The organism is Arsenicicoccus dermatophilus (assembly GCF_022568795.1).
Lineage (GTDB): Bacteria > Actinomycetota > Actinomycetes > Actinomycetales > Dermatophilaceae > Arsenicicoccus > Arsenicicoccus dermatophilus.
In genome coordinates this window covers 14,368-33,078 of record NZ_JAKZHU010000004.1, presented here as the reverse complement: position 1 = coordinate 33,078, position 18,711 = coordinate 14,368, and the positions used below count along the sequence as shown (strand labels likewise).

General features: G+C 71.7%; 16 protein-coding genes and 1 pseudogene. 7 read left to right on the top strand and 10 right to left on the bottom strand.

Annotated elements, in window-relative coordinates:
• Window positions 1–5 precede the first annotated feature (5 nt).
• Complete coding sequence (locus MM438_RS15225) at window positions 6–731, bottom strand: hypothetical protein (protein ID WP_241454286.1); 726 nt, start codon at window positions 729–731, stop codon at window positions 6–8.
• A gap of 187 nt (window positions 732–918) precedes the next feature.
• Between MM438_RS15225 and trhA the strand changes: the two genes are divergently transcribed.
• Complete coding sequence (gene trhA, locus MM438_RS15220; RefSeq protein WP_241454285.1) at window positions 919–1,620, top strand: PAQR family membrane homeostasis protein TrhA; 702 nt, start codon at window positions 919–921, stop codon at window positions 1,618–1,620.
• A 91-nt stretch (window positions 1,621–1,711) separates the two neighbouring features.
• Here the strand turns inward: trhA and MM438_RS15215 are convergent, their stop codons facing one another.
• The 4 genes from MM438_RS15215 to MM438_RS15200 form a co-directional block, all read right to left on the bottom strand.
• Entirely contained in the window at window positions 1,712–2,098 is a 387-nt protein-coding gene (locus tag MM438_RS15215; protein ID WP_241454282.1) for a cupin domain-containing protein, read from the bottom strand.
• Window positions 2,095–3,441: an alpha-amylase family protein gene (locus MM438_RS15210; protein WP_338155567.1), complete on the bottom strand. Its 1,347-nt coding sequence runs from the start codon at window positions 3,439–3,441 to the stop codon at window positions 2,095–2,097. Before MM438_RS15210 ends, MM438_RS15215 begins: the two co-directional genes overlap by 4 nt.
• 135 nt (window positions 3,442–3,576) lie before the next feature.
• Window positions 3,577–4,182 (bottom strand): hypothetical protein, encoded by a 606-nt coding sequence (locus MM438_RS15205; protein ID WP_241454280.1) that lies wholly within the window; start codon window positions 4,180–4,182, stop codon window positions 3,577–3,579.
• A gap of 113 nt (window positions 4,183–4,295) precedes the next feature.
• A complete protein-coding gene (locus tag MM438_RS15200; RefSeq protein WP_241454279.1) occupies window positions 4,296–4,811 on the bottom strand; it encodes a MarR family winged helix-turn-helix transcriptional regulator in 516 nt (171 codons plus the stop codon).
• 106 nt (window positions 4,812–4,917) lie between these two features.
• Between MM438_RS15200 and MM438_RS15195 the strand changes: the two genes are divergently transcribed.
• From MM438_RS15195 to fahA, 3 genes are all read left to right on the top strand, one after another.
• On the top strand, window positions 4,918–6,132 hold the full coding sequence (locus MM438_RS15195; RefSeq protein WP_241454277.1) for a homogentisate 1,2-dioxygenase: 1,215 nt from the start codon (window positions 4,918–4,920) through the stop codon (window positions 6,130–6,132).
• A 7-nt stretch (window positions 6,133–6,139) separates the two neighbouring features.
• Window positions 6,140–7,102 carry a hypothetical protein gene (locus tag MM438_RS15190; RefSeq protein ID WP_241454275.1) on the top strand — a complete coding sequence of 321 codons (963 nt, stop codon included), beginning with the start codon at window positions 6,140–6,142 and terminating at the stop codon, window positions 7,100–7,102.
• A gap of 193 nt (window positions 7,103–7,295) precedes the next feature.
• Window positions 7,296–8,504, top strand: coding sequence for a fumarylacetoacetase (gene fahA / locus MM438_RS15185; protein WP_241454273.1), 1,209 nt, complete (start codon window positions 7,296–7,298; stop codon window positions 8,502–8,504).
• A 312-nt stretch (window positions 8,505–8,816) separates the two neighbouring features.
• Here fahA and MM438_RS15180 read toward each other — a convergent pair whose 3' ends face one another.
• The 4 genes and pseudogenes from MM438_RS15180 to MM438_RS16490 all read right to left on the bottom strand — a co-directional run.
• Window positions 8,817–9,782, bottom strand: a complete 966-nt coding sequence (locus MM438_RS15180; RefSeq protein ID WP_241454271.1) for a carbamate kinase — start codon at window positions 9,780–9,782, stop codon at window positions 8,817–8,819.
• Window positions 9,783–9,785: 3 nt separating this feature from the next.
• Entirely contained in the window at window positions 9,786–10,787 is a 1,002-nt protein-coding gene (argF, locus tag MM438_RS15175) for an ornithine carbamoyltransferase (protein ID WP_241454268.1), read from the bottom strand.
• Window positions 10,787–11,368, bottom strand: a complete 582-nt coding sequence (locus tag MM438_RS16495) for an arginine deiminase family protein (RefSeq protein WP_277628491.1) — start codon at window positions 11,366–11,368, stop codon at window positions 10,787–10,789. The genes argF and MM438_RS16495 overlap by 1 nt, the downstream gene beginning before the upstream one ends.
• 107 nt (window positions 11,369–11,475) lie before the next feature.
• Window positions 11,476–12,030, bottom strand: a pseudogene (locus MM438_RS16490) (arginine deiminase family protein); the annotation flags it as partial.
• A 406-nt stretch (window positions 12,031–12,436) separates the two neighbouring features.
• On the opposite strand from MM438_RS16490, the gene MM438_RS15165 reads away from it, so the two are divergent.
• From MM438_RS15165 to MM438_RS15155, 3 genes are all read left to right on the top strand, one after another.
• Window positions 12,437–14,458 (top strand): OPT family oligopeptide transporter, encoded by a 2,022-nt coding sequence (locus tag MM438_RS15165; RefSeq protein WP_241454264.1) that lies wholly within the window; start codon window positions 12,437–12,439, stop codon window positions 14,456–14,458.
• A gap of 159 nt (window positions 14,459–14,617) precedes the next feature.
• On the top strand, window positions 14,618–15,424 hold the full coding sequence (locus MM438_RS15160) for a CPBP family intramembrane glutamic endopeptidase (protein ID WP_241454256.1): 807 nt from the start codon (window positions 14,618–14,620) through the stop codon (window positions 15,422–15,424).
• 252 nt (window positions 15,425–15,676) lie between these two features.
• On the top strand, window positions 15,677–17,497 hold the full coding sequence (locus MM438_RS15155) for a vWA domain-containing protein (RefSeq protein WP_241454254.1): 1,821 nt from the start codon (window positions 15,677–15,679) through the stop codon (window positions 17,495–17,497).
• 198 nt (window positions 17,498–17,695) lie between these two features.
• On the opposite strand, the gene MM438_RS15150 is transcribed toward MM438_RS15155, so the two are convergent.
• Window positions 17,696–18,601 carry a DUF2382 domain-containing protein gene (locus MM438_RS15150; protein ID WP_241454251.1) on the bottom strand — a complete coding sequence of 302 codons (906 nt, stop codon included), beginning with the start codon at window positions 18,599–18,601 and terminating at the stop codon, window positions 17,696–17,698.
• Window positions 18,602–18,711: the final 110 nt, after the last annotated feature.

The following is an 18,711-nucleotide window of genomic DNA, read 5'->3' as shown; positions in this document are numbered from 1 at the left end:
CTGGGTCAGCAGACGTCCCGCTTCCAGGCGCTGCCCTCGAGGATCCACGGCTCGACGATCTGGTTCACGCTCGGCACGTCGTACAGATAGGTCGCCCAGCCCACCCGGCCGGTGACCTGGGTCTGCAGGGTGCGGATGACGAGCGGCCCGGCCACCTCCCGGCGCACGGCCTGGGCCTGCCGCGTCAGCGTGCCGACCGAGGCGACCGCGCGGCAGCGGGTCGACAGCATCGGGTGCGCGGCGGGGCCGTTGCCACCGAGATAGGCGTCGGACCAGGCCCGCACCGCGCGCTGCAGCGCCGCGGACCTGGCCACGGTCACCGGGTCGCCGTAGGTGATGACCCGGCTGGGGCCGGTGGCCACCGGGCGGGGTGATGGTGTGACGACCGCGGGCACGACGGTCACCGGCGCGGGCGTCACAGCGGACGTCGAGGTGGTCGCGACGGGCGGTCGGGGGATCGCGGTGACGGGAGCCGTGGGTGCAGGCGCGTGCGGCGTCACCCGTTCCTCGGGGATCGCTGCCGCCGGCGGGGTCGCCTCCTGGCCCACGACGATCGTGCGACGGGGCATCGGCGTCGCCAGCCCAGCGGCCATGGTGCGCCCGGCCTGCCCGGCCTGACCCACCTGTCCTGTGGCCACCTGTCCTGTGGCCACGGGCGCGGGCACACCCTGGCAGGCGCCGAGCAGACCTGCGAGGCAGGCCGCGGCGAGGAGAGTCGTGGGTCGGTTCACGTCGTCACGATAAGTGTTACCTAGATACTGCAGGTGAGGTATGGCGGCAGAACCGCCCGAGACGTCAGCCGAACAGACCACCAGCCCCGTCCGCCCGGTCCCTACTGTCACCGTGGGAGCAGGACCCGCAGCTTGGCACATGCCTGGCGCGTGGTGGAGCCGACCCCACGCCACCTAGCCTGGAGCCATGAGCACACCGGTGACCGACCCTGCCCCTCCCGGCGCGACTCCCCCCGCAGCCGCGACCACCCCCGACCTGCTCGACAAGCCCCGGCTGCGCGGCTGGCTCCACGCCGGCATGACCCCGGTGGTGTTCCTGGCCGGGCTGGCGCTCTGCGTCGCCGCACCCACCCTGATCGCCCGGATCGGCAGCGCGGTCTACCTCGTGGCGGCGCTCATGCTCTTCGGCACCAGTGCGACCTACCACCGCGGTAGGTGGAACGACAAGGTCCGCGGGGTCTTCAAGCGCTGGGACCACGCCAACATCTTCGTCTTCATCGCCGGCACCTACACGCCGCTGAGCCTGCTGCTCCTGCAAGGACGCTCGCGGGTGCTGCTGCTGGTGCTCATCTGGTCCTGCGCCGTGCTCGGGGTGCTCTTCCGGGTGCTGTGGATCGCGGCGCCGCGCTGGCTCTACACCGGGCTCTACGTCGTCATGGGCTGGGCGGCGCTGGGGTGGCTGGGGTCCTTCTGGACGGCGGGCGGGCCGCTCGTGGTCGTGCTGATCGCCCTGGGTGGGGTGCTCTACACGATCGGGGCCGTGTGCTACGGCCTGCGGCGACCCAACCCCTCACCGACGTGGTTCGGCTTCCACGAGGTCTTCCACGCGTGCACGGTGCTGGCCGCGATCGCGCACTACGTCGCCATCGCCTGCGTGGTCTTCGGCTAGACCGTCCTCGCGCCCTGCCCTGGTGGGTCGGGCCGTCGCGGGGCGCCGGGGACCGACCGCCGTCGCGACCGGCAGGTCACCAGACCTCCGACTAGGCGTGCGGCAGCAGCATCGTCACCGTGAGGGTGCTCGGCTCCTGCGCCCGCACGGCGTGCCGCAGCATCGGGGTCAGATGCAGCAGACCCCCTGGCACCAGTTCGATCTCGCGCCCCTGGACGGTGAACGTCACCCGCCCCCGCAGCACCTGGACCAGCACCGGGTGCCGGGCGGCGTGCTCCTTGAGCTCGTCGCCAGCCGCGAACTCGAAGGCCACGACCTTGGCCGTCGGGTCGTCGATCACGGCGGTGGCTCCGGGGCGACCGCCCCGACTCTCGGAGCGCCCGCAGGCGTCGTCGACCTGGGTGACGGCTCCCTCGTCGGTGCCGGGGCTGCGGCCGGGGGTGCGCTGCTCGACGTGGCCGTCGGTGGGCTCGCTCATCCCTCCACGCTACCTGCCGGAAGCGGTCGGGTCCGCCTGCTCACGTCGCGCAGGTGGACCCGACGACCGGCGGCAGGTCTAGGCAGGGTGGGCGAGGAGAGTGACGTCGCCCTGACGGACCGCCATGCGCGGCTCGGCAGTGACGTCCAGCTCGACGTGGAGCACCGCCGCGGGGTCCCCGTGCTCCGGGGCGCCCGGCGCGGGTCGCACGGCATACACCATCCGCTCGTTGGCGAGCTCCACGGTCTCGACCTGCCCGCGCACCAGCCAAGGATGCCGACGCCGTATGGCGACGAGCGCCTGGTGCACCCGAAAGGTCCCCGCCCCAGAGGACTCAGCCCCGAGGGGGCCTGCGGCAACGGCGGCCGGACCGCGTCGTCGCCACCCTCACGGTCCTCCTTGACGCCCTCGAAGCCGTGCTCGTCGCCGTAGTACAGCGACGGTTGCCCGGCCACGGTCATCAGCACCGTCATGGCGAGCACGGCCTTGGCCTGACCCACCCGGGAGGCGATGCGGGTGACGTCGTGGTTGCCGACGAAGGTCATCGGCACGAAGGTGTCGAGGAGCCCCTGGTGACGCCGCAGCGCATGGTCCAGCTCCCAGAAGTTGCGGTCGAGCAGCGAGGACCAGATGGCCTTCCACAGCTCGTACTGCGTGACCGAGTCCAGCGTGGACTCCCGCACCACGTGGGCATAGTCGCCGTGGATCACCTCGCCGACGAAGGTCGCCTCGGGGAACTCCGAACGCACCTGCGGCAGCACACGCGCCCAGAAGTGCGGGTCGACGGCGTAGGCCGCGTCCAGCCGCCACCCGTCGATGCCGCGGCGCAGCCAGTGCCGCATGACGTCCGCGACCAGGTCGACGACCTCCGGACGACCGTGGTCCAGGGCGACCAGGGAGCCGTGCCCCTCGAAGACCTCCGGGCGGGCCTCTCCGCTGCTCCAGTCGATGCGGAAGTGCCGGGCCGCGGCGGAGTCCGGCCCGTCGACGAGGGCCTGCTGGTAGAGCGGGTGCGACCAGGCCACGTGGTTGAAGACGCCGTCGAGCAGCACCCGCAGGCCCTTGTCGTGGGCACGCCGGACCAGCTCGTCCAGGTCGGCGTCCTCACCGAGACGCGGGTCGATCCGGTAGTGGTCCAGCGTGTCGTAGCCGTGGGTCGCCGAGGCGAAGATCGGCCCCAGCTGAAGTCCGTTGGCGCCCAAGGCAATCGCGTGGTCGAGCCAGCCGTCGAGACGGGTCAGGGGGTGGTCGACGACAGCGGGGTCGAAGCCCCCGTGGATCGGCGCCCCCACCGCCCCGAGCGGATAGACGTGCCACCAGATGACGTGATCGGTCCAGCTCATGGGGCGAGTCTGCCGCACCGAGCAAGGTGTATGCCGAACCGCCGGGCCGGGCGGGAGCGGCGCCTCCGCGGGCGGCGGGTCGAGACGGTTCCCTCGGCGCGGACGCCCGTGGGCCTCAGCGGGGACGCGGCAGCCTCAGCGGGGACGGCGCGGCAGCCGCACCCGCGGTCGACCGCCGGGTCGGCCGCCCGCCCCGCGGGCTCGTCGCTGCAGCAGCAGGATCCGCCGCTCGACGATCTCCTGCGCGTGCAGGCAGACCCAGACGCTGATCCCGGCGAGGGGCAGCTCCACGAGGACGGCGAGCAGGATCGCCTCGATCAGCGCCCCCTGGTCCGGGGCCGTCACCAGGTCGAACCACGCGTCGGTCACCAGCAGACCGGCCGTCCAGCCACCCGTCGCCGACATCCACCGCGAGCGCCGCAGGGTCGCGACGGCCGTGGCGAGCAGGGCGACGAGCAGCATCACGTCGAAGCCCGCCCAGGCGATGTCGAAGTTGGGTGACAGGGCGCGGGAGGGCAGGGCGTCGAGGAGGTAGAAGATCCACGGGACCAGCGCGACCGCGCAGAGGGCGAACAGGATTCCCACCCAGGGCAGGGAGCGGGAGGACGTGACGGGCAGGTCGCTGCCGGGGTCGTCCGCCTCGGGGACGAGTCGGTCGACGGCGTCGACGACGTGGGCGACGGCGTCGACGGGGCGCGTGCTCCCGGGCCGTTCGCCGCGGGGGTCGGCGGTGCTGGGCACGGTCACCTCCTGCGCGGGACATGGGGCTCGGGCAAGCGTAACCCTCCGTGATCGCACTGCGGGCGGCCACCGGCCGACCGCTGCGATCGGCGCCGCGGCCGGGCGGCCTCGGGTCAGTGCCGCAGGCGCGCGTCCAGGTCGTCCCGGCCGCCCACGAGCTTGTCGAGCAGGTCGATCAGGGTGCGCTGCTCCTCCTCGGACAGCGCTGCGGCCCAGGCGGTCTCACGCTCGTGCTGGGCCTCGAACAGCCGCCGGATCTCGGCGACCCCGGCGCCGGTCAGACCCAGCCGCACGGACCTGCGGTCGTCCGGCGCAGGCTCTCGCCATACGACCCCCTGGTCGACCAGGGGACCGACCAGGTTGGAGACGGCGGCGCGGGTCAGGCCGGTGAGCTCGGCGACGCGGCGCGGCTCCAGGGCGCCGGCGAGCCAGAGGACGTAGAGGATCCGGAAGGCGGACCAGGAGCGCCCCGCCGGCCGGTGGACCGAGGCCTCGAGGTCGTAGGTGACGATGCCGGACGCACGGTTGAGGGTGAGGAGCAGCTCGGAGGCGCGGGCGTCCGCGAAACCCTCCTGCACCAGGCGGGTCCGGGCCAGGCGCACGAAGGACCAGAAGTCCAGCTCCGGCATGGCTCCCCCTGGCAGCGTGCGGGTCGATCGACTACAGTCGCGATAGTACACAGATGTACTACCCGCCGACGGCGCCACCACGGCGTCGAGCGACCGAGGAGCAGCGATGGCGCACTACCGCAGCGCGGGTCACATCCCGCCCAAGCGGCACACCCAGCACCGCACCCCCGAGGGCGGCCTCTACTACGAGGAGCTCATGGGCGAGGAGGGCTTCTCCTCCGACTCGAGCCTGCTCTACCACCGCTACATCCCCAGCGCGATCGTCGACGTGCGGCCGTGGGAGCTGCCCGACCAGACGCTGACGCCCAACGACCCGCTGCTGCCGCGCCACGTCACGACCCACGACCTGCCGACCCGGCGGGGCGACGGCGCCGGGCTCGACGTGGTCCGCGACCGCCGGCTGCTCCTGGGCAACGCCGACGTGCGCCTCGGCTATGTCGCCGCCACCGCGCCGAGCCCGCTCTACAAGAACGCCATCGGCGACGAGTGCTGCTACGTCGAGTCCGGGACCGCGACGGTGGAGACCCAGCTCGGCCACGTCGACGTCCACCAGGGCGACTACGTCATGATCCCGCGCGCCACGATCCACCGCTGGGTGCCGACGGGCGACGAGCCGGTCCGCGTCTACTGCATCGAGGCCAACTCGCACATCACGGCGCCCCGGCGCTTCCTGTCGAAAAACGGGCAGCACCTCGAGCACGCGCCCTTCTGCGAGCGCGACTTCCGTCACGTCTCGGACCCGGTGCAGGTCGACGAGCAGGACGTCGAGGTCTACATCAAGCACCGCGGCCGCGGCCCGTCCGGCATCGACGGCACCATCCACGTCCAGCCGCAGCACCCCTTCGACGTGGTCGGGTGGGACGGCTGCCTCTATCCCTACGTCGTCAACATCGCCGACTACGAGCCGATCACCGGGCGGGTCCACCAGCCGCCGCCGTCCCACCAGGTGTGGGAGGGACACAACTTCGTGATCTGCAACTTCGTGCCGCGCAAGGTCGACTACCACCCGCTCGCGATCCCGGTGCCCTACTACCACTCCAACGTGGACTCCGACGAAGTCATGTTCTACTGCGGCGGCGACTACGAGGCCCGCAAGGGCTCCGGCATCGGGCAGGGCTCGATCTCGCTGCACCCTGCGGGTCACGCCCACGGGCCGCAGCCGGGGGCCTACGAGCGGTCCATCGGGGCGGAGTTCTTCGACGAGCTCGCCGTCATGGTCGACACCTTCCGGCCGCTCGACCTCGGCGAGGCGGCGCTGGCGACCGAGGACCCCAGCTATCCCTACTCCTGGTCGGGCGGGCGACGCCTGTCCCAGGGATGATGCCGGTATGACGCAGCAGAACGCCGCCACGACCGCCCGCGACGCGGCCGACGCCATACCGCCCGGCACGATCTCACCGGCCACGATCCCGCTCGTCGCCGCGCTGGTCGACGACGCAGGGCTCTTCCCACCCACCGCGCTGGACATGACCGATGCCGTCGCCCGCCACCGCGCCGACGACGCGGCCGGGAACCCCGTGCACACCGGCCGCTTCCTGGTGCCGACCTCCCGCGTGGACGAGCTGCGGCAGGCGCTGCGCGAGGGCGAGAGCGTCCAGGTCGGGCTGATCGTGGACGAGCCGCTCGCGGACCTCGCCGCGCTCGTCACCGAGCTGGCCGCCGACCCGCGCCTCCGCCTCGCCGGGATCGAGCTGCGGCTGCCCGCAGGCGATCTCGCCGAGGCCGTGGCCTGCGTGCAGGCGGCGACGCAGGGCACCGGGGCCGCCACCTTCGTCGAGATCCCGCTCGCCGGGGCCGAGGCGGGCGCCACGGCGCAGGCGCTGCGCGCCGTGCACGCGGCCGGCCTCGGCGCCAAGGTCCGCTGCGGCGGCGTCACGCCCGAGCTGTTCCCCACCGCCGACGAGCTCGCGGACTTCCTGGTGCTCGCGGTCGAGCTGGGCACGGCGTTCAAGTGCACGGCGGGGCTGCACCACGCGGTGCGCTACGTCGACGAGCGGACGGGCTTCCAGCACCACGGGGTCCTGGACATCCTGGTGGCCGTGCTGCGCGCCCGGTCCGGCGCCGGTCGCGAAGCCGTCGTCGAGGCGCTGACCTGCGACGACGGCGACGCGCTGGCCGCCGAGGCGCGGGCAGCGTCCGAGGCCGACCAGCGGGCGGCCCGGGCGTCGTTCACGGCATACGGCTCCTGCTCCACCTCCACGCCCGTCGACGACCTGGTCGCGCTCGGCTTCACCACCCCCGTCGAGGGACCCGAGATCCGCGACCCCGAGCAGCAGCTCGACCACCCCTGACCCACCGCCGGGACGCGACCCCACCGCGCTCAACCCCACCGACTCGCCCGCCCTCTCCCGCCACTTGCCCCTAGTGCGCGCGACACGCCGCACGATCACCGCCACTTGCCCCTAGTGGCGAAGGGATGGGCGGGGTGAGCGGGGCACGCAGACCATCCACCCACCATCCGACACGCACCACCGAGGAGCTCCCGTGACGACCACCTGGGTCGACATCCCGCAGGACAGCCCGTTCGGCCTCGACGCCCTTCCCTACGGCTCGATGGACACCGGCGACGACTTCCCGCACCTGGGCGTGCGCATCGGCGACCAGGCCCTCGACCTCACCGAGGCAGCCACCGACCTGCCCGGAGAGTGGTCCGACGTCGTCGAGGAGGGCACCCTCGACCTGCTCCTCGCCGCCGGCCCCGAGGCCTGGGCCCGGCTGCGCGCCGACATCCAGGGCTGGCTGTCCGACGAGCAGCACCGCGAGACCGTCGAGAAGTACCTCCTCGACCTGTCGACCGTCACCCTGCTGATGCCGTTCACCGTGGGCGACTACGTCGACTTCTACGCCTCGGAGAACCACGCCACCAACCTCGGGCGCATCTTCCGCCCCGACTCCGAGCCGCTCACCCCCAACTGGAAGCACCTGCCGATCGGCTACCACGGTCGCTCCCAGACGGTGATCGTGTCCGGCGAGGACATCCCCCGCCCGCAGGGGCAGCGCCGCACGCCCGAGGGGGACGTGGTCTTCGGGCCGTCGGTCCGGCTGGACATCGAGTGCGAGCTCGGCTTCGTCGTGGGCGTCGGCAGCGAGCGCGGCTCCCGCGTCGCCGTCGCCGACCTCGACCAGCACGTCTTCGGAGTGACCATCACCAACGACTGGTCCGCCCGTGACATCCAGGCCTGGGAGTACGTCCCGCTCGGCCCCTTCCTCGGCAAGTCCTTCGCCACCTCGATCGGTGGCTGGGTGCTGCCGCTCGCCGCGCTGCAGGACGCCCGCGTCGAGCCGCCCGCCCGCGACGTGCCGCTGCAGGACTACCTGCGCGACGCCGACCCGTGGGGCCTGGACATCGAGTTCGAGGTGCGGCTCAACGGCGAGGTCATCTCCCGCCCGCCCTACGCGCAGATGTACTGGACGCCCGCGCAGATGCTCGCCCACACCACGGTCAACGGCGCCTCGGTCCGCACCGGCGACCTCTTCGCCTCCGGCACCATCTCGGGCACCGAGGTCGACCAGCGCGGCGCCTTCATCGAGATGACCTGGAACGGCCGGGACCCGATCACCCTGCAGGACGGCTCGACCCGCACCTTCCTGGAGGACGGGGACGAGGTCGTCATCTCCGCCACGGCCCGCGGCAAGGACGGCCGCCGCATCGGCCTGGGGGAGTGCGCCGGCCGGATCACGCCCGCCCGCTGACCCACCACGTCGACGGCGCCGCCACCCCTCGAGGTGCGGCGCCGTTCGCGTCGGCCTACGGCTGGTCGCTGGCCTGCGGCGCCTCCGGTATGCCGAGAAGCGCCACCCGCCGCCGCGGCCGGGCATCCCCGGGGGGTCACCCGCACGACGCGACCCAGTCCCTGGCCTCCCAGCCCCATCGGGCCAGAGCCGCACGACGAAGCCCCGCCCCCTCCGCTGCTCGGGCGGTGGGAGCGGGGCTCGCAGACCCGCCGGGGGCGGTCGGACTCGCCTGGGCGACGAGGCCCGGCTGATCCGACCGCCGCCGGAAGATCAGATGTCGACGGTGAGCTCGTGACGCGGGTTGAGGTCGTCCGGGCCGCCGTAGTTGCCGCCCGGCGTGATGATCGTGCCGGCCTCGCCGTCGATCATCTTGGCGACGTCCTGCAGCCGACCGATGGCCGCGAGGTCACCGGTGAGCTCCACGAAGCGGCAGGCCGCCTCGACCTTGGGGCCCATCGATCCCGCGGGCAGGTCCATCGCGCGGAGCTGACCAGGCGTCGCCCGCGTGATGGGCTTCTCGTCGTCGGTGCCGAAGCCGTCGATGACGTTGGCCACGTCGGTGAGGATGAACAGCGCGTCCGCCTCGAGGGCCTCGGCCAGCCGACCGGCGGTGAGGTCCTTGTCGACGACGGCCTCGATGCCCTTGAGCTTGCCGCGGTCGTCCCGGACGACCGGGATGCCGCCGCCACCGGCGCACACCACGACCGCGCCGGAGGAGAGCAGCAGCCGGATGATCCGCGTCTCGACGACCCGCTGCGGGGTCGGCGAGGCGACGACGCGCCGCCAGCCCTTGGTGTCCTGCCTGACGTCCCAGCCGCGCTCCTCGGCCTTGGCCTTGGCCTCCTCCTCGGAGTAGGTCTCGCCGACGAACTTGGTGGGGTTCTTGAAGGCCGGGTCGTGGGCCATGACCAGGGTCTGGTTGACCATCGAGGCGACCTGGCGTCCGGGCAGGGAGTTCTGCAGGGACTGCAGCAGCCAGTAGCCGATCATGCCCTGGGTCTGGGCGCCCAGGACGTCGAAGGGATAGGGCTCGGTCAGCGAGGGGTCGTTGGCCGACTCCAGCGCCAGCACGCCCACCTGCGGTCCGTTGCCGTGCGTGATGACGAGCTCGTGCTCCTCGGCCAGCGGCGCCAGGGCCTTGGCGGCCTCCTTGGCGCGCTTGAGCTGGATCGCGGCGTCGGGCTTCTCACCCCGCTCGAGCAGGGCGTTGCCGCCCAGGGCGACGACGATGCGCATCGGTCACTCCCCCAGGGTGGCGACCATGACGGCCTTGATCGTGTGCATGCGGTTCTCGGCCTGGTCGAAGACGATCGACGCGTCGGACTCGAAGACCTCGTCGGTGACCTCGAGGGCCTCCATGCCGGTCGCCTGGAAGATGTCCTCGCCGACCTTGGTGTTGCGGTCGTGGAAGGCCGGCAGGCAGTGCATGAACTTCACGTCGGGGTTGCCGGTGGCCTCCATGAGGGCGGCGTTGACCTGGTAGTCCTTGAGCAGCGCGATCCGCTCGTCCCAGACCTCCTTGGGCTCACCCATCGACACCCACACGTCGGTGTAGAGGTAGTCGCAGCCCTTGACGCCCTCGCGGACGTCGTCGGTGACGGTGATGCGGGCGCCGGTGCGCTCGGCGATCTCCTTGGCCTTGCGGACGATCTCGTCGGCGTTCTGCTGCTGCTTGGGGGCGACCATGCGCACGTCCATGCCCAGCATGGCGCCGGAGATCAGCAGCGAGTTGCCGACGTTGTTGCGGGCGTCGCCGAGGAAGGCGAAGGCGATCTCGCGGTCGTGCTTGGTGCTGAACTCGCGCATGGTGAGCTGGTCGGCCAGCATCTGGGTGGGGTGCCACTCGTCGGTCAGACCGTTCCACACCGGGACGCCGGCGAACTCGCCGAGGGTCTCGACGAGGGTCTGGGAGGAGCCGCGGTACTCGATGCCGTCATACATCCGGCCGAGGACGCGGGCGGTGTCCTTCATGGACTCCTTGTGGCCGATCTGCGAGCCGCTGGGCTCGAGGTAGGTCACGTTGGCGCCCTGGTCGTGGGCCGCGACCTCGAAGGCGCAGCGGGTGCGGGTCGAGGTCTTCTCGAAGATCAGGGCGATGTTCTTGCCCTTGAGCCGCGGCTGCTCGGTGCCGGCGTACTTCGCGCGCTTGAGGTCCATGGAGAGCTGCAGCAGGTGCTGCCACTCCTGGGGAGTGAAGTCCAGCTCCTTGAGGAAGTTGCGGTGGCGCAGGTTGAAAGACATCAGATGTCCTCTCGCTCGATCGGGCAGCTCATGCAGCGCGGACCCCCACGGCCCCGGCCAAGCTCGCTTCCCTTGATGGTGACCACCTCCACGCCGTTCGCGCGAAGGAAGTTGTTGCTCGTGATGTTTCGCTCGTAGGCGACCACCACGCCGGGACGGACGGCCAGCACGTTGCAGCCGTCGTCCCACTGCTCCCGCTCCGCCGCCGCCAGGTCCTGGTCGGGCGTGAGGATGCGGAGGTCGTCCAGGCCGATCGCGGCGGCGATCGCCTTGTGCATGTGCTCCGGCTCGTGCGCCGTCACCCGCAGGCGACCGGGCTCGTCGGCCGGGGTCAGGGTGTACGACGGCAGCATCCCGAGGCCGGCGTACTTCGTGAAGGTGTGGTCGTCGACCATCGACATCACGGTGTCGAGGTGCATGACCGCGCGCGCCTTGGGCATCGCGACCGCGACGACCGAGGTGGCCGCCTCCGCGGCGAAGAGCTGCTGCGCGAGCCGCTCCACCGCCTGCGGGGTGGTGCGCTCCGACATACCCACCAGGACCCCGCCACGGCCCAGGACGTGGACGTCGCCGCCCTCCATGGACGCGAGGCCGGTGCCGAGACCGTCGCTCCACCGGGTGAGGGAGTGGTCGCCGCGGACAGCACCGGGTGCCAGTGGTAGATCGCCTCGTAGTGCAGGGACTCACGCACCCGGGCGAGCATCCGCATCGAGTTGATCGAGACGCCGCCGTAGACCCAGCAGGTGGTGTCCCGCGTGAACAGGTGGTTGGGCAGCGGGGCCAGCATGAAGTCGGAGGCGGCCATCGAGCTCAGCACCACCGAGTCCGGGACCCGGGGCATCCGGTAGAACATCTCCTCCTTGGTGATGCCGCCGACGAGCACCTTGGCGAGCTCCTCGGAGCTCATCGCGCTGAGGACCTCCAGCATCGCGTCCAGGGCCTGCGGGCCGAAGACCTCGTCGTCGAGCAGGTGGTCGAAGAGGAACTGGCGGGCCGCAGGATGGTGCAGCGTCTCGGTCAGCACGTCCTGGAGGTAGAGCACCTCCACGTCCAGGTCCCGCAGCGCGCGGGCGAACTCGTCGTGCTCCTTCTGCGCCTCCTCGACCCACGGCAGGTCGTCGAAGAGGAGCGCATCCTTGTTGCTCGGGGTCAGCCGGGCCAGCTCGCGGTCGGGTCGGTGGAGCAGGACCCGCCGCAGCTGACCGACCTCGGAGCCGACATAGGCCTGGCGCTCGGTCGTCATGGGAACCTCGTTCATCCTCGGGGCGGCGGCCCGTCCGGCGGCCCTCGGGAGGGCGCGCGGGGCGGCGTCGCTGCCGTTGTCCGTGCCCTATCAAAGCGCAGCCCGGCGGCCCTGGGAACACCGGGGGCGGCCCGGGATCCCGCAGGCCAGACCGCTGGTGAGTGTCTATCCCGCGGTATGCCGGGAAAACGCAAGAAGAGGCCGATAGGTATGCGGCCGACGGCATCGCAGGACCCCGCCGCCCGGGGTGTTCCATGTCACGAATCAGCAACGGAGGAGCCCTCAGGCCGCCCCCAGGAAAGGTGCTCGCGCGCGAGCCTCTTACCGTGTGGGAGCGCCACACCCATCGGCGCGCGGCCCCGACGGCGTGGGCCACCGCAGCACCCATCTGATTGGAGGGCCACTCATGGCCACCGCGCACCATCCTCCGGCCGCCGCGCCGGCGCGACCGGACGGGCTCAAGGAGCTCACCGTCCGTGGCGTCGTCATCGGCGGGTTCATCACGCTCGTGTTCACCGCCGCCAACGTCTACCTCGGGCTCAAGGTCGGCCTCACCTTCGCCACCTCGATCCCCGCGGCCGTCATCTCCATGGCGATCCTGAGGTTCTTCCGCGACCACACCGTGGTCGAGAACAACATCGTCCAGACGATCGCCTCCGCCGCCGGCACGCTGTCCGCCATCATCTTCGTGCTCCCCGGCCTGGTCATGCTCGGCTACTGGAAGGGCTTCCCGTACTGGACCACCGTGGCCGTCTGCTTCTTCGGCGGCGTGCTCGGCGTGATGTACTCCATCCCCCTGCGCCGCGCCCTGGTCACCGGCTCCGACCTGCCCTATCCCGAGGGCGTCGCCGCGGCCGAGGTGCTGCGTGTGGGGGACTCCTCCTCCGGCGCGGAGGAGAACAAGCGCGGCCTGCAGGTCATCACGGCCTCCGGCCTCGCGGCGTTCTCCTTCATGCTGCTGACCAAGCTCAAGGTCGCGGCCGAGGGCATCAGCAAGGCCGTCAAGGTCGGCTCCGGCGGCACCATGATCGGCTCCAGCCTGTCCCTCGCCCTGATCGGCGTCGGTCACCTCGTGGGCATCACCGTCGGCATCGCGATGATCGTCGGCGTCCTGATCTCCTTCGGCGTCATCCTGCCGATGCGCACCGTCGGCCACCTGGCCGACGCCCCGACCCTGCTCAAGTCCGTCAACGGCGTCTTCCGCAGCGACGTGCGCATGATCGGCGCCGGCACCATGGCCGTCGCCGCCCTGTGGACGCTGTTCAAGATCATCGGCCCCATCGTCAAGGGCATCCGCGACGCCCTCGCGTCGACCAACGCACGCGCCGCCGGCCAGGAGGTCGACATCACCGAGCGCGACCTGTCCATGAAGATCGTCATCGGGACCACCCTCGCCTCGATGCTCCCCATCGGTGCCCTGCTGTGGCTCTTCACCCGTGGCACCCCGCTCGAGAGCGGCGCCACCGGACTGGTCATCAGCGCGATCGTCTACATCCTGCTCGTCGGCCTGTTCGTCGCCTCGGTCTGCGGCTACATGGCCGGTCTGATCGGCGCCTCCAACTCGCCCATCTCCGGCGTCGGCATCATCGTGGGTGTCACCTGCGCGCTGCTGGTCAAGGCGGTCCACGGCTCCGGCTCCGGCGCCACCACCGAGGCCCTGGTGGCCTACACGCTGTTCACCACGGCGATCGTCTTCGGCGTCGCCACCATCTCCAACGACAACCTCCAGGACCTCAAGACCGGCCAGCTCGTCGGGGCCACCCCCTGGAAGCAGCAGGTCGCCCTGATCATCGGTGTCGGCTTCGGTGCCGCCATCATCCCGCCCATCCTGGGCCTGATGAACAAGACCTTCGGCTTCGTCGGCGCCCCCGGCGCCACGGAGAACGCCCTCGCCGCTCCGCAGGCTTCGCTCATCTCCACCCTCGCCAAGGGCGTGCTGGGTGGTGGGCTCGACTGGGGTCTGCTGGGCCTCGGCGCCCTCATCGGTGTCGTCGTCGTCGCGATCGACGAGGTCCTCAAGGCCACCAGCCACGGTCGTCGTTCGCTGCCGCCGCTGGCGGTCGGCATGGGCATGTACCTTCCCATCGACCTCACCCTGATGATCCCCCTCGGCGCCCTCATCGGTCACTTCTACGACCGCTGGGCCGACCGTCGCCACAACCCCGAGGGCGCGAAGCGTCTGGGCACCCTGCTCGCGACCGGCCTGATCGTCGGCGAGTCGTTGTTCGGCGTGCTCTTCGCCGGCATCGTCTACCTGCGCGACACGGACGCCCCGCTCGCGATCATGAGCGAGGACTTCGAGCCCACGGCCGAGATCCTCGGTGCGCTCGTCTTCGCAGCGGTCATCGCCGCGCTGTACGTCTGGGTCAAGCGGGTCGCGAGCCGCGCGGACACCGATGTGCCCGCCCGCGGGGAGACCCGCGCCTGACCGACCACCGCCGGTCGGCTCCAGCCGGTCGGCTCCAGCCGGTCGGCTCCAGCCAGGATGACGGCAGGAGGGCCCCCTCGTGCGGGGCCCTCCTGCCGCGCCTGGAGCCGTGCCCAGGTCCGCACCGCACCGGCCGCGACGGCGCCTACGGTAGGGCCCATGCCCATCCCCGCCGAGCAGCAGGACCAGCAGGCCGAGCCCGTACAGGCGCACCCGCGCCCCGAGCGCCGTGAGCACCTCACCGAGGTGCTGCTGCTGCTCGGCCTCTCGCTCGGGTCCTCCGCGATCTACGCCGTCCTCAGCCTGACCGAGCGGCTGACCCGCCACGTCGCGCTCGACAAGCAGACCTCCCACCTCAACTCCTCGGTCACCCCGGACCGGCCCTGGCTCGACCTGGCCTACCAGCTCGCCGGCATCGGCCTCGGAGTCGTCGCCCCGGCCATGGCGGTCTTCCTGCTCCGGCACCGCCGCCCGCCCGCAGACCCCCGCATCGGCGTGGACCGCAGCCAGCCGCTGCGAGACCTGGCGCGCGGAGCCGGGCTGGCCGCCCTCATCGGCATACCGGGCCTGGCGCTGTATCTCGTGGGCCGCCAGCTGGGGATCACCACCCAGGTCGCCGCAGCCAACCTCGGCCAGACCTGGTGGGCCGTCCCGGTCCTGTGCCTGTCCGCGCTGCAGAACGCCGTGCTGGAGGAGGTCGTGGTGGTGGCCTACCTGCTGACCCGGCTGCGCCAGGCGGGTATGTCGGACCGGGCGGCCCTGGCGGTCAGCGCGGTGCTGCGCGGCAGCTATCACCTCTACCAGGGCATCGGGCCCTTCTTCGGCAACCTGGTGATGGGCGTGGTGTTCGGGCTGGCCTACCGCCGATGGGGCCGGGTGCTGCCGCTGGTGGTCGCCCACACCATCCTCGACGTGGTGGCCTTCGTGGGCTATGCCCTGCTCCGCGGGCACGTGGGCTGGCTCTGACGCCTCGCAAGCCAGGTCCGGGGTCGCCCGCGGCGCTCCAGCGATCGTCCGGCGCTGAAGGTGGCGCATTCGACGGACGTGGCCAACAGGTGGTGACACCTCCCCGGGCTTCCGCCATTCCCTCTCGCCCATGAGGGTGTTGCCTTCACAGTACGCACTCTTGTGTTGCCCGTTGTGCGACGATTTGGTTGCATCCTGAACGACTTTTCGGCCCGGATCCCCCTACCGCCGGGCAGCTGGAAGAGGCACCACGTGACCCAGACCTATGGCCGCCACCGCGGCTCCACCATGCAGGACAAGGCCGGGAACATCGCGGCCGGGCTGATCGCCGTCGCCGCCATCGGCGGGGCCGGCGTCATCGCCCTCCAGTCCGGGTCCGGGTCCGACGCCCCCTCCGGCGAGCGCACGGAGACGGTGGCCCCGGCCGCCGGCATCCGGGCCACGACGTCGACCCGCAGCGCCCTCGCGTCCCCCCGTGCCGCCTGCCCCGACGCCCCGGACCTCTACGCTCCCGGGGACCTGGGGTCGGCGCTCACCCAGGCCATCGAGGCCTACCGGGTGCACAAGGGCAAGGACTGCAGTCCCGTCCAGGTCCAGCCGACGACCGGACCGGCCGCCCTGGCCAACACCCTCGCCACGGACCGGGCCGGCCTCTGGCTCGCGCGCGGGGACGCCGACGTCGCAGCGCTGCCCGCCGCGGTCAGGCGCGGGCAGCCGACGGTGGTGGCCGGCACTCCGGTCGTCCTGGCCATGCCGGCCCCGCTCGCCGACGCGTGGGGCTGGCCTACCACGCCGATCACCACGCCGACCTGGCGCAACTGGATGCTCGGCCGCAGCACCTGGGCCACCGCCGGCCACCCGCAGTGGGGTCCCTTCTCGGTGCGGATCGCCGACCCGGTCGCCAGCCCCACGTCGGCGCTCGGCGTCGCCACGATGATGACCCTCGCCAACGGCGGACCCCTGACGGCGGCGCCCGACTACACCGGCGCCGACGAGCGCTCGCTCTCGCTCATCAAGACCGAGCACCACATTCGGTCGGTGGTGCCCGACGACGCGAGCGTCCTGCCCGGGCGCGACCAGACGCTCGCCCAGATCACCCAGCAGGCCTCGGCCTACCTCACCACCGAGCGGGCCGTCGCCGCCCGCAACGCGACCAACCCCGCCGTCCCCCTGGTGGCGCTGCCCCTGGGCGCGGGTGCGGCCTCGGTGCCGCTGTCGATCCTGCCCGTCGGGTCGGCCACCGGCGAGACCAAGGGCGTCAGCACGGCCGAGGACTTCCGCACCTGGCTCGCCTCCGAGGCGGGCAGAGCCGCCCTGCGCGCCGCCGGCCTGCGCGCCCCCGACGGCTCCGCCCCCACCGACAAGCCGGTCGGCGTGGCCTATGCCGCAGCTTCGCTGAAGCCGCAGGCCGTCCCGGTCCAGGCCCTGCGGACGGCGGCCAAGACCTTCTCGGTGATGCACACCCGCATCTCCTCCATGGCCCTGATCGACGCCTCCGGCTCCATGAACCAGAAGTTCTCGGGCGCGGACATCAGCCGGATCGACCTGGTCCGCGGTCTCTCGGCGGTGACCTACCGGACCGCGTCGCCCCGGGCCCGCTCCGGCGTGTGGTTCTTCCACACCACGGACGGCGGGACACCGCTGATCGAGCGCGCCACCACCCTGGACGTCAACGAGACGACGGCGGGCGGCGTCCCGCACAGCGGCCAGGTCATCGACGCGGTCAAGGGCGTCACCGTGCGCGGCGGCACCCCGCTCTACCAGGCCGTCCGCGAGGCCTACGACTACACCCAGAGCCGGTACGACCCGCACTACGTCAACCAGCTGGTGGTCCTCTCCGACGGCGCGAACCGGGACAGCACCAGCCCGGACACGCTGGCCGACCTCCTGGCGCACCTGCAGAAGGCTCAGGACCCCGAGCGACCCGTCCGCATCATCTGCCTCGGGTATGGCGCGGAGGCGGACATGGGCGCCCTGCAGGCCATCGCCTCCGCGACGGGTGGGCGTGCGGCGCGGGTCGGGTCGCCGGCCCAGATGCCCGCAGCCATGAAGTTCGCGCTCTTCTCGCTCTGACCGACCACGAGGGAGGGGTCCGGCCACCGTGATCGGTGGCCGGACCCCTCGGCATACACCCTGGTCCTGCCGGAGCACGCGCGCACCTCGGGTCGTGGCGATGCTGCGGCATGCGGAAGGGCCGACCCCCTGGAGGGGGCCGGCCCTTGCCGAGACCTAGCAGGTCCGAGCAGTGCTCAGACGCGATGCTCGATCAGATCAACCGATCTTGCCGTCGTTGTCGCGGTCCAGCTTGTCCTTGATCTTGTCGCCCAGGCCGACCTTGCCGTCGTGGTCGTAGTCCACGCCCTCGCGGCGGACGCCCTCGACGCCGTCGTGCTCGACGGTGATCTCCTCCTTGCGGAGGTCCTCGGAGACCTGCTGGTGCTCGGTGACCTTCTCCTTGCCGAGGGCAACCTGCTCCTTGGCGACGACGTTCTTGTCGACGACGAGCTCCTCCTCGTGGAGGCGGACCTCGGCGACCTCGTCGCCACCGATGCGGGCGTCGCCCACGTGACCGTCACGGATGGGGGTGCGCTCGACACGCACCTCCTCGTGGGTGACGGGGACGGTGACGGTCTCGCGCTCGGTGCGGACGTGCTTGCGCAGGCGGACGGTGCCGGCCTCGCGCTCACGGGTGGCGACGCGCAGCTCCTCCTCGGAGCGGGTCATCGCACCGTCGGTGTGGTCGCGGTCGGCCACCAGACGGGCGTCGGCGTCGCCGTCCGCACCGTGGTCGGCACCGTGGTCGTTGCGGACACCCGCGTCGGCGTCGTGCGTCGTGCCGGCGAAGGCAGCCGTGGTGTCGGCGTCGTAGTCACGGCCGTAGTAACGGTAGAGCTCGCGCTCCTCGTCGGCGTCCAGGTGACGGTCGGCGTCCACGCGGGGGGCGTCCTTGACCTTGTCCTTGGAGAAGGGAACGCGGATGGTGTCGCCCTCGACGGTGGCGTCGTCCAGCGGGATGAAGGTGCTGGAGGTGCCGAACAGGCCCGTGTTGACGGTGACCCAGGACGGGCGACCGGTGCGGTCGTCGTTGTAGACGTCGCCGACCTTGCCGATCTTGTCGCCGTTGTTGTCGACGACGACGCCGTTCAGGATCTGCTCGATGTGCTCGTTGGAGAACATGCTGGGGTTCCGCCTCTCGTTGGTTACCAGGTACGTGATGGGAAGCAACCCCCCGGCTGGCCGAGGACCACGGTGCTTCGCTACTCAGATGAATGCCCAGGGTGACGGGA

What these genes read in the sequence shown, in the direction of transcription:
- trhA (WP_241454285.1), top strand. Translation starts at nt 919, where the DNA reads ATGAGCACACCGGTGACCGACCCTGCCCCTCCCGGCGCGACTCCCCCC.
- MM438_RS15215 (WP_241454282.1), bottom strand. Translation starts at nt 2,098, where the DNA reads ATGAGCGAGCCCACCGACGGCCACGTCGAGCAGCGCACCCCCGGCCGC.
- MM438_RS15210 (WP_338155567.1), bottom strand. Translation starts at nt 3,441, where the DNA reads ATGAGCTGGACCGATCACGTCATCTGGTGGCACGTCTATCCGCTCGGG.
- MM438_RS15200 (WP_241454279.1), bottom strand. Translation starts at nt 4,811, where the DNA reads ATGCCGGAGCTGGACTTCTGGTCCTTCGTGCGCCTGGCCCGGACCCGC.
- MM438_RS15195 (WP_241454277.1), top strand. Translation starts at nt 4,918, where the DNA reads ATGGCGCACTACCGCAGCGCGGGTCACATCCCGCCCAAGCGGCACACC.
- MM438_RS15190 (WP_241454275.1), top strand. Translation starts at nt 6,140, where the DNA reads ATGACGCAGCAGAACGCCGCCACGACCGCCCGCGACGCGGCCGACGCC.
- MM438_RS15180 (WP_241454271.1), bottom strand. Translation starts at nt 9,782, where the DNA reads ATGCGCATCGTCGTCGCCCTGGGCGGCAACGCCCTGCTCGAGCGGGGT.
- argF (WP_241454268.1), bottom strand. Translation starts at nt 10,787, where the DNA reads ATGTCTTTCAACCTGCGCCACCGCAACTTCCTCAAGGAGCTGGACTTC.
- MM438_RS16495 (WP_277628491.1), bottom strand. Translation starts at nt 11,368, where the DNA reads ATGGAGGGCGGCGACGTCCACGTCCTGGGCCGTGGCGGGGTCCTGGTG.
- MM438_RS15165 (WP_241454264.1), top strand. Translation starts at nt 12,437, where the DNA reads ATGGCCACCGCGCACCATCCTCCGGCCGCCGCGCCGGCGCGACCGGAC.
- MM438_RS15160 (WP_241454256.1), top strand. Translation starts at nt 14,618, where the DNA reads ATGCCCATCCCCGCCGAGCAGCAGGACCAGCAGGCCGAGCCCGTACAG.
- MM438_RS15150 (WP_241454251.1), bottom strand. Translation starts at nt 18,601, where the DNA reads ATGTTCTCCAACGAGCACATCGAGCAGATCCTGAACGGCGTCGTCGTC.